Origin of the sequence: Gemella haemolysans (genome assembly GCF_028308085.1) — a bacterium.
In the GTDB taxonomy this organism is placed as follows: Bacteria; Bacillota; Bacilli; order Staphylococcales; family Gemellaceae; genus Gemella; species Gemella haemolysans_D.
This window is the reverse complement of sequence record NZ_JAQMFS010000022.1, coordinates 1-13957: the sequence shown is the minus strand read 5'-3', so window position 1 is coordinate 13957 and position 13957 is coordinate 1. Positions and strand designations below refer to the sequence as shown.

Sequence of the window (13957 nt, the reverse complement as noted above, 5' to 3'; positions counted from 1 at the left end):
AAACGAAATGGATGTCACCTGTACAATACAGGATAACATCCACATGTTTAAACTAAATATATATGTGTCCAGAATTTTGGGTACACATCATTTCTCCGAAATCACGATTTTTGAGTCACTCCCTTACTTTTTTGTATAACAAAATGTACAAATATTTCTTTTGTAACTACTTTCTTAATTAATAAAAAAATAATTAGTATGGATTTTTCTCATCCACACTAATTATTATGCACCCTATTATTTTATGCTTTTTTTCTAGATTTAATTGCTCCAATAACTAATGGAATTAAGCTGATTAGAATAATAGCAATTACAACTACTGAAAAGTTTTTCTTAACATATGAAATGTTTCCAAAGAAGTACCCTACTGATACAAACAGTGTACACCAACAAAGTCCTCCAAAGAAATCTATCAGTCTAAACTTAGAGTATTTCATCTTACCAGCTCCTACGATAAATGGCACGATCGTACGGATAATCGGGAAAAATCTAGCTAAGAAAATAGATTTTCCTCCATGTTTTGCTACAAAGTTTTCAGCATCTTTTATATTTTCATCAGACACAAATTTTTTAAACCATGCTTTACTCTTTAAGTAATCAGAAAAGTTTCTTCCGATAAAATAGTTACAATTATCTCCAATAACAGCAGCACTTACACATAAAAATAATAGTAAAAAGATATTATTGCCTGTTGCTGCCCATAGTGCTCCACTAGCAAATAATAATGAATCACCTGGTAAAAACGGCATGAATACAACACCAGTTTCGATAAAGATAATTAAAAATATTATCCCATACATCCACCATGGTCCATGTTGCATCATTAATTCACCAAGATGTTTGTCAATATGCAATACAAAATCAATTAAAAATTTAATTGTTTCCAATGTAATCCTCCTAAAATAAATATGTTCTATGAGATTATACCATAGAGAACATAACCTGTCTATTAATCATACAATCTAGAAATTAATCTCTTATAAATTTTTTCATTTCAGCAATGTAGTCAGCATTACTTTCATGTTTTCTAAGATGATTTAACACACCAATAGTTGGTTCACTAACATCTTCAAGTTTTCTACGAGTTTGCCATAATATTTTTACTTCATCTTCTGTTAGTAATAAATCTTCTTTTCTTGTAGAACTCTTCAAGAAATCAATAGCTGGATAAACTCTTCTTGAAGCTAATTCAGGCGATAATACTATCTCCATATTTCCAGTTCCTTTGAACTCTTCAAAAATTAAATCATCCATTCTAGAACCAGTATTAATCAAGGCAGTTGCTATTATAGTCAAGCTTCCTCCACCTTCTACGTTCCTTGCTGCTCCAAAGAATGCTTTTGGCTTATGAAGGCTTGATGGATCTACCCCTCCGCTTAAGACTTTACCACTACTAGGCTCAACAATGTTATAAGCACGAGCAAGTCTCGTTATACTATCCATAAGTATAATTACATCTTGACCAAGTTCTACACGACGTTTAGCATGCTCAATAACCAATTCTGCCACTTTGATATGATTTTCAGAAGTCTCATCAAATGTTGAACTTACAACATCTGCACCTCTTACAGATCTTTCCATATCAGTAACTTCTTCTGGTCTTTCATCAATTAAAAGGATAATTAACTTCTTATCAGGATAATTTTTTCTAATAGAATTTGCTATATCTTTTAATAATGTTGTTTTCCCAACTTTAGGCGGTGCAACAATCAATCCACGTTGACCAAATCCAATTGGCGCTACTAAGTCAACAAATCTTGTAGAAAGTTTCTCCTTAGTAGTCTCTAAAACAATTTTCTGATTCGGATAAATCGGTGTTAAAGCTTGGAAATGTGCTCTACCTTTTGCAACTTCTGCATCGACATCGTTAACCTTATCAACTTGAAGTATACCTGCATATCTTTCACCTTCACGAGGTTTACGAACCTTACCATAAACTTCATCACCTTTTTTCAGTTCGAAGCGACGAATTTGAGAAGCGGAAATATAAATATCTGTTTCTCCTTTTTTATAATCAACTGTTCTTAAAAAACCAAAACCATTTTCTGGATGAATATCGTCTAGAATACCAGAAGCATAGTAATGCTCTTCACTTACTGATTGTTTTTCTAAAATTGCTAATACTAATTCTTTTTTATTTAATGTATAATATCTTGGAACACCAAGTTCTTTAGCCAAAGCTGTAAGTTCTTTAGTATTCATACTTTTATACATTTCATCAAATTTTACGTTACTCATTTTTTTCCTTTCTCCATGTATCACATGGAAATTCATTCTAACATCAATATAAATCCTTGATTTTAATTAAATATTATCTTTAAAGTACATCAAGAACCTGAATAAATAACTCACACTAAATGTTATTTTCAAGTTCTTGTTATTTAATATTAAATTTTTCAACAACAATTTATCTCTTGCTAAGCACTACCACTGCAGATAAGATAAATGCAGCTCCGATTATATCTATTAGACCAAATGTTGTTCCTAATAATAAGAATGAAAAGACTATTGCTGCTATCGGCTCAAAACATCCGATTATACTCCCTGTAACAGCTCCAATCAATCTTACTCCTTCTAAATATAGTGAAAATGACATTATTGTTCCTACAATAACAACCCCCGTTATGCATAAAAAGTCCATAAGAGAAAAGTTTGAAGGTATATAGTTGCTACCTGTACCAAAATATACTACAGATCCTGCAATTAAAAGCCCCCAGGTCATTATCGGTATAACTCCATATTTCTTTGTTAAATTTACTGATGAAATATTATAACTAGCTAGTCCAAAAGCAGAAAATATTCCCCAAAATAACCCTAAAGTGGAAATATTTAATTTACTAAAGTCTAAATGCGTAGCCATAAGAACAGTCCCAAATAATGAGGATACTATTGCAACGACTTCACGAGGCAGCGGCCATCTTCGACTTATAATACAATAATAACTCATAATCATTACTGGTCCAGTAAACTGAATAACAGTTGCCATACCTGCATTAGTATACTTAATCGCTAAAAAAAATGTACCTTGACAAATAAGTAATCCTAAAAATGAAAAATTTAATAATCTTAAAATATCTTTTTTATCCGAAAATACATTCATCAAGCTTTTCTTATCTTTTAAGAATAAAATAATTACTAGAACTATACCTGAATAAAATAGTCTATTGGAAATTACCCAAGTTGAATCTATTTTAGAAATATTAAGTAAATACTCACCTAATACTCCAGATAATCCCCAACATGTAGCTCCTAACAGAGTAAGAATGGCACCTTTTTTCATAGTACTTTTTTCCATAACTACACTCTCCTAATGATCAAATAACTTCAGACTTGAACTTACAATTTTGTTAGATTTCTCTAATACTTCATTATAATTCTCATCTTTGGATAATAAGATACTAGTAAATAATGTAATCATATTATTTTGAGCTACCATCATGTTTCCACAAGTATAAAACTTAGCATCGAGTTTATTGGTAACATAACCGAATGGTGAATACCAGAAACCATAACCAACATTATAATTTTCATCAAAAAATTTCTTCGCAACACTTTCAGGATATCCTTTTATTATTGGCATCGGATATAGAAGGCTAAGTGATTTAATTGCCTTTTGAGAATCTTCTACTTTTGCATTTAAAACTGAAAACACATCTAGTTTTTTCCCCATCAAAGTCTTATCGTCATATACTCTAAATTCACTTTCAAATTGAGATTCAAAATTCTCTTTATATTCATGAATAATTTCTTCTTCATCAAACATAATTGAGTAATCATTATTAAATAAATTTTCTTTTTTTAAGTAAAGATGTGCTTTTAAATCTTTATCTGTATAATCTAATGAAATTAATGGATTTGTCGTGATGAATAAACTCTTTTTTGATTCAAATGCTATAAAATATCTATTTCTACTCAACAGGTATTTAGTTATTGCTCCTAGTGAAGTATTATTTTCTAATAATATTAAATTTTTTCTTGATAGTACTATACGTTTAAGTTCTTCTTTTTCAATTTGAAGAAGAGCTTTTCTAATGTTTTCTTGCCAAAGTTCCGGATAAATCTCTCTAACTACCGATATTTTGGGATCGTTAGAAATCTCATTATCATCATCAAGCTTGCTTAAAAATGAGATTCTCTCCGTCCATATTTCCGAAAACTCTTTTTCTTCCTTCATATTAAAGAACAATGTTATAAAAACTTCTTCACCTTTAAAAACAGCAAGTATTCCAGGAACTACAAATGATGTATCACTAAAATCTACCCATTCCTGACTGTTCTTGTTATTTCCATCTGAAATACCACCATAGATTCCAAAATACTCATCATCGTGTTCATCAATTTCTAAAACTGTTACCTGCGCTTTTAATTCCTCAAACCCAGATAAAATACTACTGTTATCAAAACTAGTTAGAAAATCATTAGAATCAAGTAACCATGTTGCTTCATAACCTATACCGATTATAGATGTTTTAGTATCTGGTGTTCTTATAATAAATCTTTCACCTTTTTTTGGCGAAAACAGACTGATAAACTGATCTTCACTAAATGTTTTCTTTAGTTTGAATTTTACAACAAGCTTATCATCAAGAACCGTATCACTAAAATCATAATCTATAATTCTCTGATAATCATTCATACTTATTACCTATCCTTTTTTTTCTCCTCATTTTGAAGTCTTTCTTCACGTTCTTTAATTTCCAATTTTTTTTGTCTTTGTTTTATTAATCTATTTACCTCTTCTTCTGATTTATAACTTGCTTCTTTATCAGTAAAAATAAATAAATTTTTGTGATTATTCAAAATTGATAGTATCGTTTTATTTTCTGATTCCTCATTTTCAAATAATTCTGCTATGTATTTTCTCTTGTCATTACCTAAAACTACAACAAATAAATTTCTAGCAGACATTAAGTTTTCATATCCAATGCTTATTAATTTATTACCTTTGATTTCCATACCTGCTTGTTGTAATTGAGATTTTTCTTCTTCTGAAAATTCAACAATATGAAGGTTTTTATTTACCTCATCAGCAAAACGGTAATCAAGTATTCCCCCATCAGATCCTAAGAAAACTACCGCAACATCTATTGGATTTTCTTCTAATACCTCTTTATAACTATTTAAATCTTCTTCACATTCATTACTATTTAGTGCTTGTGGATAATAAATGTTTTTAGCTTCTAAATCTAACTTTTTAAATAGCTCATGTCTTGCATATCTATATAATCCAAATTTCTCTTCAATATCAATATCAGCAAATTCACGTTGACCTAATAATATAACATGTTTATAGCGATATTTCCCTGTTTGATTATCATCTATCATTCTATTCGTAAATTGTGTATTAATAATATTTTCAGGCAAGCAAATAACTGCACCATCCTCAAGATTTTTTTCAAACTCATCATACATTCTATTTAGAACTGCTGTTTCACTGTTACAAACTATATATTTCATGTTTTCACCTCCATATAGTAATTATTCAAATTACTTTCTATTATATCATATTTATCCCTTACTAACAACGTCATAGATTTTACTCAACTTCTATCAGTTTAGAAAGTACATAAGAATAAACATATGTTTTAATATTTTTTAATTGATAATATTCCGCTACCGCTTCTTTATATATTCTTAGTTGCTCCTTGTGTCTTTCACGTAAAATATCTTCCCCAGTTTTACTAGTCACATAGTCAGTCTTATAATCAACGATAATAGCTTCATCATCAGATATCTTAATAAATAAATCGACTACCCCTTGAAGTATTACATCTATTTCACTATCACTTTCACTGTATAGTTCTTTGGCTTTTTTCGCAGTGGTAAATGCTATTTCAGTTTGACAAAATTGACAATTATTAATAATATCCATTAATTTATTATTAATAAAGTTACCTATTCTTTCTATGTCATCTTTATTATTTATATTATTAAACTCTTCTTCTGTTAATATTCTACTCTCTTTAATATTTTTAAATAAATCATCTGTTTTCTTTAAATTATTTAGATAAGCTTCCACATCATTAATTTCGACACCTGATTTAATATCATTAACTATTTTTTCAAAAAGTTTATGAACAATATTACCCCTAAGTATTGCTTTACTTGTAGATGTCGAACTTTTCAATGTATTTAACTCTAGATAACCTCTTTTTTCTTTTTTGAAGTTTATATTATTAACACCATTAATTTTTTTCAAGGCACTGTATGAGGTTTTCGTTGGAAACACCTTATGTTTAATCTTATCTTCTTCAATTTCTTCGGTAGTATGTTGTTTTAATTCAAACTTTTCATAAAAATCTGCTAGGTCAAAGTCTAGACTAGCTTCTTGTTCTTGAATCGATGGAACAACTTCATGAGCTTCAAATTTTGCATCACGCTCATTTTCAAAACTAAACCCTTCTTCATAATCACTCAGTAAGTTATTTAATATAGTTTCAAAGTTTTCATCTTCTAATATAGCTTGAAAGAGAGACTTATCCTTTGCCTTCTCATTATTTAATTCTATTCCACTTGAACTTACAAGATACAATGTATTTTTAGCTCGAGTTAGTGCCACATATAGGTTACGAATTTCTTCTTCTCTTTCTCGTAGTTTTATCAAAATACTATTTAACTTATATAATTCGTTTAATTCTGTTAGTCTAGAATTGTTTAGACCGAAACTTTGAGCTATAGTCTCAGCATTAAGACTTAATCCAAAAGTCTCTGTGAATAACCCTTCTCCTGTATAACCTCTTTTACTAAATGAAGTATCAAGATCAGCGACAAATACTTCTTTATACTCTAATCCTTTAGAAATATGAATTGTTGATAAGGTAACACTATCATTTGGTGTTCTTTTCTTAGTTTCAAATACCTCTTCATTTTTTATATTTTTCAAATGCCTAATTAAACCAGATAGTTTATTATCAATTTTCTGATATTCATTTACAACATCTACAAAATTCTCGAAATAATCAATTTCTTCGTCATTTACACCTATTGTAACTAAATAATTTTTAAAATCAGTATCTAGAGATATACATTCTATTAAAGTCGGTAAAGAGTTATTCAAACTAAAATTCAACCATTTTTTTAATAGATTTGTAGTCTGACTATCTTTTTTATTTTCACTATTTGTTAACTTCTCAAAAAGATTTTTTCCTTTTTGTAATGATACTCTCAATAAGTCATCATTACTATAATCAAAGATCTCAGTATGCAAAATGGCTAATAAACTAGCATCTCTATTAGTATTATCAATAAATCTAAGAATGTTATACAATATATTAAAACAATTAGATTCAGTAAATCCAACTTTTTCTTTAAAAAATAATGGAATATTGTAATTGCTAAATATTTCTTTAAAACTAGACATTTTTGTACTATTTCTAACTAAAACAGCATAATCACTATATTTCCTTCCATTCTTTATCCCTTGCGAAATCTCATATACAATATTTTCTATAGATTGTTCCCTATAATCTTTTTTATTTTCTACTATTTCTCCTGTAAAATAGTTCACCTTACCATTTATTAACTTAGTTGGAATAATTTCTGTATCTTGTCGCTCTTTTGCTTCTGGATAATAAAGGGCGCTATCTTCATCATAGCTCACACCAGCATTCTTATTTCCCATCAATCTATTGAATACAAAATTACTAGATTTCAATATATTCTCATCACTTCTGAAGTTTTCTTTTAATACTACACAAACACCTTCAGAATCATCTTCAAATGAATATTCCTCATTTACACTATAGTTATCAATTTCCAATTTTCTATAACTATTATACTTTTGTTCAAAAAGATCTGGATTAGAACCCCTAAAACCATAAATTGCTTGCTTAACATCTCCTACTCTAAAGAAGTTCACACCTTCTCCTCTTATTAGGTTTAGAATATATTCTTGTAAATTATTATTATCTTGATATTCATCTACATATATTTCATAAAAATATTCTCTATAATAATTTGCTGCTTCACTTGGGATAATCTCACCATTCTCTTCTTTAGTTAAAGCCTTAATAGCAAGATGGTTTAAATCAGAGAAATCTAAAAAATTGTTTTCTCTTTTTCTTTTAATAAAATCATTATGTAATTTCTTAAGAACTTTTGTAATAGTTCCTGATAACTCAGTCATTTTTTCTATGGTTTTAAAATAATTAATGTAATCATTAAGGTCAGTTTGTATACTTGCTAATGTCGCTGTGTCATATACACTGTCTTCAACTTCTAATTGTTTATTTAGTTTCTCAATAATAACTTCAATTTCCTCAAGATTCTCTTGATTACTCTTCGATGTTTCTTCATCTTGTTGAAGATATTTTATGATCTTTTCTTTCTTATCAACATCTAAATTAACAAGAGAAATAAAATCTATATCGTACTGTTTTTTAGAATTTTCTAGATATTTTTTAATATAAAAACAAAAATCAGATGCTATTTTTATATTTTCTACTGTAGTTAATTCATCTACTCTACTAAATTTATCAAGAATTTCTTTATTATCAATAGCAAGTTTATCTTCATAAAGAGAATTAAATTTTCCAAAATCTTCTTCTAAATATTTTTGAAAATTAGGTATATTTAAAAGCTTATAGTATATATCAATAATAAAAGAAGTTATATTTTGTTTAGAGCCAAAAACTGTAAACAATAAATCTGTACTACTAGAATCATCTTTAACCAATTCTTCTAGTACGTTTCCTATTGTTTCACTCAATAATCCTTTACTATTTGCTAATATACCAAAGTTAGGCGATAAATATTTAATTTGATTATCAATTTTTTCCTCTACAAGATAATAGAATTTTTTCAATACATTTAGACAAAAGCTGTCAATAGTACTAACATAAGCATCATTCATTAGCATTCTCTGCTTTCTAAGGAACAATAAATCCTCTTCTTTATTTGTTGAAAGCAATCTTTCACTAATTTTATCTTCTATCCTTACTATCATATTTTTAGCAGCAGCGGTAGTAAATGTTAAGACTAATAATCTATCAATATCCCATCTTTTTGTCGCTACTTTTCTTGCTATCCTTTCAGAAAGAACCTCTGTCTTACCACTTCCAGCTGCGGCAGCAACAAGAATATCAGCTCCTGTAATGGCTATAGCTTGCCACTGTGGTGGTGCCGGTGGATACTTCCTAGAAGCGGCTATATTATCAATCTTTTCAATATTTATCATACAAATTTCCTCTAATTTCATATTAATAATCACTTTATATTTTAACATACTTTAAGCATTATGGTATAATGTTTTAAGATAGTAAGACATTTATTTAAAATTATATTTTTATACTGTTTCTACACAGTCGTAATTATAAAATAATATTATAAATAAACATTACTTTTTCTTAAATTTTTATAATAGGTGGAATAGATGAATCGAAAATTTTTGGTACTAGCTCCTATTCTAGCAGCTAGTTCTATAATTAAACAAAATAAAAAACTAAAAGTAACTAAAACTACACTTGATTTTAATAATCTTCCCGATTCTTTTAATAATTTTAAAATTGCCCAAGTGAGCGATATTCACTGCGATAAAGTTGGATTAAGTGACTTATCCTTCTTAAGTAAAATCAAAAAATTTGCACCGAATATTATTGTAATTACTGGAGATATTTTAGATAGTTATAAAAATGATATGGATGTAGCTTATAATATCTTAAGCCAACTTTCTGTAATTGCCCCTTGTTATTTTATATCAGGTAATCATGAACTTAGGTTGCCTAAAGAATATGCTGAGTTAAAAGTTATGTTATCAAAACTTAAAATTACCCACTTACACAATGAAAGTATTCTTCTTAATCGTAATCAAGATTTTATAAATCTAGTTGGTGTAGAAGATTATAATTTTTTCAAAAATGAAGATAACTTAAATCACCGTGCAAACTTCAAGAAAACATTAGACAATCTATATTCCTCAGAATATTTCAACATCTTGTTGTCACATCGTCCCGAGAAATTTCCAATCTATGCAGAAGCAAAATATGATCTGATTTTTTCAGGACATGCCCATGGTGGCCAATGGAGAATTCCGTTTATAGGAGGTATTTTCTCACCTAGTCAAGGATTCTTTCCAAAATACACAAGTGGTTGTTACACAAAAGACAGTTCGACATTGATTGTTTCGCGTGGTCTAGGAAATAGCTCGTTTCCTATAAGAATAAACAATAGAATTGAATTGGTATTAGTTACAATAAAAAAAAGAGAGATTCAAAAATCGTGATTTTTTAAAATCCGATTTTGAATCTCTTATATTATTTATTAGAAATATAATTTCTCAAATTTTTCTATTTTTTCTTCAAAATCTTGAAGCGCCAATTCAATTGCATCTGGTTTAGACATATCTACACCAGCATTTTTTAATACTTCTATTGGATAATCCGAGTTTCCTTTTGAAAGGAATTCATCTATGTAAACTTTAGCATTTTTACTATCTTCTAGTATTAATTTTGATAATGCTTGTGCTGCAGAATAACCAGTAGCATATTGATATACGTAGTAATTATAGTAGAAGTGTGGAACTCTTGACCACTCATATTTTATATCTTCATCGTAAGTAAATACATCACCATAGTATTTTTTCACCACATTGAAATATTCAGTATTTAAATATTCTGCTGTTATAGCCCCCCCGTTTTGAAGTTGTTGGTTTATTTTGTGTTCGAACTCTGCAAATTGAGTTTGTCTATATACTGTACCAACAAACCCACTTAACGCTTGGTTAAGGACACGCAGCATTCCATTTTTGTTACCTTCTTTTTCAAATTTATTGTATAGATATTCTGTTAACAATGCTTCATTACAAGTTGATGCTACTTCTGCAACAAAGATTGAATAATTTCCATAAACATATGGTTGGTTTTTTCTAGTATAGTACGAGTGCATTGAATGACCTAATTCATGTATAAGTGTGTACACATCATTTAACGTTCCATCAAAATTTAATAGAATAAATGGTTTTGTAGTGTAACCTCCCCATGAATACGCCCCTGAACGTTTTCCTTTATTAGGATAAATATCTATCCAACGTTCTGTAAATGCTTTTCTCATATCATTAACATATTCTTCACCCATTGGTTTTACAGCTTCAAGTACTATATCACGAGCTTCTTCAAATGTAAATTTAATCGGCTCTCCTTTTACCATTGATACTGATCTATCATATAATCTAAAATCTTCAAGTCCTTTGGCTCTCTTATGTAACTCGTAATATCTTTGTAAAGCTGGAATTTTTTTATTAACTACAGATACTAAATTATCATACACTTCCTCTGGTATTAAATTGTTAGATAATGCATTATTCCTTGTTGATGTATATTTATAAACATCAGCATAATATTTTTTTCGTTTTAAATTTCCACCTAATGTAGATGCCAATGTATTATTATGCTTTTTAAAATAGTTATATAGAGAATGGAATGTATTTTTTCTAAGAACTCTATCTGTACTTTCCATATATGTACCATATGTTCCATGTGTTAAAGTATGTTTATTTCCATCTTTATCTTCAACTGGCTCAAATTCAACATCTGCATTATTTAATGCTGAAAAAGTTTCATCACTAGCATTTAGTGCTTCTCCAGCCATTGCTATTATTTTTTCTTGTTCTGGATCCAGAGTATGACGACGTTTTTTATTAATTTTTTCTAATTCAAATCTATAAACTTTTAACTCATCTAATTCTTCTACGTATCCTAATAGTACATCCTCATCAATTGAAAGAAGTTCAGGTTTTAAAAATGACCACTCTGCATAAAACTTAGAATTTAAATTCATTGTTTTAGCATATAATTCACCATATTCAGCATTCGTACTATCTTGGTCTTTTCTAAGAAATGCATAAATTGTTAATTGTTCGACTTTTAACATCATATCTTCTTCAGCTTTAAAAACTTCTAGAAGAGCTTTAGCACCTTCTTTAACCTTACCTTTATAACTTTGTATTTGTGGTATTAATTCTTCCACTTCTTTAAATTGATTCCAAAAATCTTCATTTGTTTTAAAAATTGATTCTAAATCCCATGTATTCTCAACTTTTTGATCTTTTCTTAATAGTTCAACCATCTTATTTCTCCTTATGTCTAATACATAATCTTAATTATATCACATATTTTAGCAATTTGGTAATATATATTTTTAAAACTGTGTTAAATTTTCAGAAAATAGATGTGTTATTTTGTTTTAATTAGATGATCATAATTCTCATGTCCTATATAAATCTCGCAATCTTTATAGAACCCATAACTTTCATATAGTTTTCTTACTCTAATATTCGATTGAGCAACATTTAAACTTAATAAAGTATTACTGCTATTGACAAAATTTGTTAATAATTTATTCCCAACACCTTCTCCTCTATACTCAGAAAAAACATATAGTGTATCTAAATAAAACTCTTTTTCCAATACTTCATTATAATCAAATATAATGTCATCTTGTTTTAAATTAAATTTCTTAACAACCTCATTAAACCAGAATTTTTTCATCTTTTCTACTTCATTATAGTGATAAGAAAATGAGAATCCTTTTATTTTTCCATCATTTTCATAAACCATGCAATTTTTATAACTAAATCTATCATCTTCTGACAGAAATACAAATTTTAGAATGTCTTGGATTTTTACTATAGAATAATTCTTCAATATGTCGATTTCTAAAGATTCAATAAACTCCTGCAATCCTTCTAATACCTTTATATCATCTTTTATTGCTTTTCTAATCATTATTTGTATCCTTCCATTACTTAATAATTATTAAAGAAGCATCTACTATTCAACTTCGCCAACATTAGCATATCTAGCAAATGAAGGTTCATAGTTTCTTACATTAAACCCTAATTCTTCTAATATTACAGCTACATAAGAAGCTCGTACTCCAGTTGTACAATACGTAATTTGTAGTTTATCCTTATCTAAACCTTTTTCATTTACATATTTTTCTAACTCTTCTCTAGATTTTACAAATCCTTCTTCATCAACTAAAGAATTAAACGGTAAAGAGATTGCACCAGGAATATGGCCAGCTTTATTTTCACCGTAAATTACGCGACCATTAAATTCAACTTCTAATCTAGTATCTATAATTTGTACATCATTACTTCCTAATTTTGATAATAATTCATCTGTAAATATAGCTTTTTCGTTTTGAGTTGCTTCGCTACGAACTACATCGCTAACATCTAATCTATCTTCAGTCGGCTCATAATTCTTATTAAACCCTAATTTTTCAACTTGTTTAAAGCCACCGTCAATAAATTTAACTTTATCAAATCCAGCATAATTGAATGTATAAACTACTCGTGCTTCATCTCCAAATCCTTGTTCTGGCATTGTAAAACCATAGACTAACACTTCAGAATCAGCATTAATACCAAGCTTAGAAAAAATTTGTTCATAGTTATCTTTTGATAACAATTTACCTAAATTCTCTCCTCCAAATTCATCTAATAAACTTATATCAGTCCAGTCAACAACCACTGCCTTATCATACATCAACGCACCTTCTTCAAGCATTCCACCACGTGCATCGATAACTACTATATCTTCATTAGTTCTATTATTTAATAAATACTCAGCATCAACTAGTTTTTCAAAATCAAATTGTGTCATAAGTACCCTCCTCTAAAATTTAATTTTCAATTTATTATAACATAAATATTATTGAAAAAATATAATTTAATTCGTTATCAAATCGATGTGAATTAGTATTACAAAAATATAATATAAAATTCAATTTCCTCAAATATTTCTTACAATCCATAAATCGTAAACATTTTTATTTACAACCTATATGAAACATGTTATAATAAATCGGAATTGTTTTGAATTGAAAATTTAAGGAGAAAATATATGAACAAGAAAAAAATGATTATTACTAGTGCCTGTGGTTCACTTGTAATCGGACTATCAGCCTTTGCTGGTTATGAATACGGAAGACAACAAGCATATGAAACAACACCTCT

The 13957-nt window shown here is 28.5% G+C and carries 10 protein-coding genes; 1 reads left to right on the top strand and 9 read right to left on the bottom strand.

Annotated elements, in window-relative coordinates; genetic code table 11:
• Window positions 1-242: 242 nt before the first annotated feature.
• The 6 genes from PNO30_RS01515 to PNO30_RS01490 form a co-directional block, all read right to left on the bottom strand.
• On the bottom strand, window positions 243-887 hold the full coding sequence (locus PNO30_RS01515; protein ID WP_271964899.1) for a VTT domain-containing protein: 645 nt from the start codon (window positions 885-887) through the stop codon (window positions 243-245).
• 82 nt (window positions 888-969) lie between these two features.
• On the bottom strand, window positions 970-2238 hold the full coding sequence (gene rho, locus PNO30_RS01510; protein ID WP_271964900.1) for a transcription termination factor Rho: 1269 nt from the start codon (window positions 2236-2238) through the stop codon (window positions 970-972).
• A gap of 169 nt (window positions 2239-2407) precedes the next feature.
• Complete coding sequence (locus tag PNO30_RS01505) at window positions 2408-3295, bottom strand: DMT family transporter (protein ID WP_271964901.1); 888 nt, start codon at window positions 3293-3295, stop codon at window positions 2408-2410.
• 12 nt (window positions 3296-3307) lie between these two features.
• On the bottom strand, window positions 3308-4636 hold the full coding sequence (locus tag PNO30_RS01500; RefSeq protein WP_271986894.1) for a hypothetical protein: 1329 nt from the start codon (window positions 4634-4636) through the stop codon (window positions 3308-3310).
• Window positions 4637-4641: 5 nt separating this feature from the next.
• Window positions 4642-5457 (bottom strand): 6-phosphogluconolactonase, encoded by an 816-nt coding sequence (locus PNO30_RS01495; protein ID WP_271964903.1) that lies wholly within the window; start codon window positions 5455-5457, stop codon window positions 4642-4644.
• Between the two features lie 79 nt (window positions 5458-5536).
• Entirely contained in the window at window positions 5537-9175 is a 3639-nt protein-coding gene (locus PNO30_RS01490; RefSeq protein ID WP_271986893.1) for a UvrD-helicase domain-containing protein, read from the bottom strand.
• A gap of 195 nt (window positions 9176-9370) precedes the next feature.
• On the opposite strand from PNO30_RS01490, the gene PNO30_RS01485 reads away from it, so the two are divergent.
• On the top strand, window positions 9371-10219 hold the full coding sequence (locus tag PNO30_RS01485; RefSeq protein ID WP_271964905.1) for a metallophosphoesterase: 849 nt from the start codon (window positions 9371-9373) through the stop codon (window positions 10217-10219).
• Window positions 10220-10257: 38 nt separating this feature from the next.
• Here the strand turns inward: PNO30_RS01485 and pepF are convergent, their stop codons facing one another.
• The 3 genes from pepF to PNO30_RS01470 form a co-directional block, all read right to left on the bottom strand.
• Window positions 10258-12060: an oligoendopeptidase F gene (pepF, locus tag PNO30_RS01480; RefSeq protein WP_271964906.1), complete on the bottom strand. Its 1803-nt coding sequence runs from the start codon at window positions 12058-12060 to the stop codon at window positions 10258-10260.
• A gap of 107 nt (window positions 12061-12167) precedes the next feature.
• Window positions 12168-12719 (bottom strand): GNAT family N-acetyltransferase, encoded by a 552-nt coding sequence (locus PNO30_RS01475; protein ID WP_271986891.1) that lies wholly within the window; start codon window positions 12717-12719, stop codon window positions 12168-12170.
• A gap of 45 nt (window positions 12720-12764) precedes the next feature.
• Window positions 12765-13604: a sulfurtransferase gene (locus tag PNO30_RS01470; protein ID WP_271964908.1), complete on the bottom strand. Its 840-nt coding sequence runs from the start codon at window positions 13602-13604 to the stop codon at window positions 12765-12767.
• Between the last annotated feature and the right edge of the window lie 353 nt (window positions 13605-13957).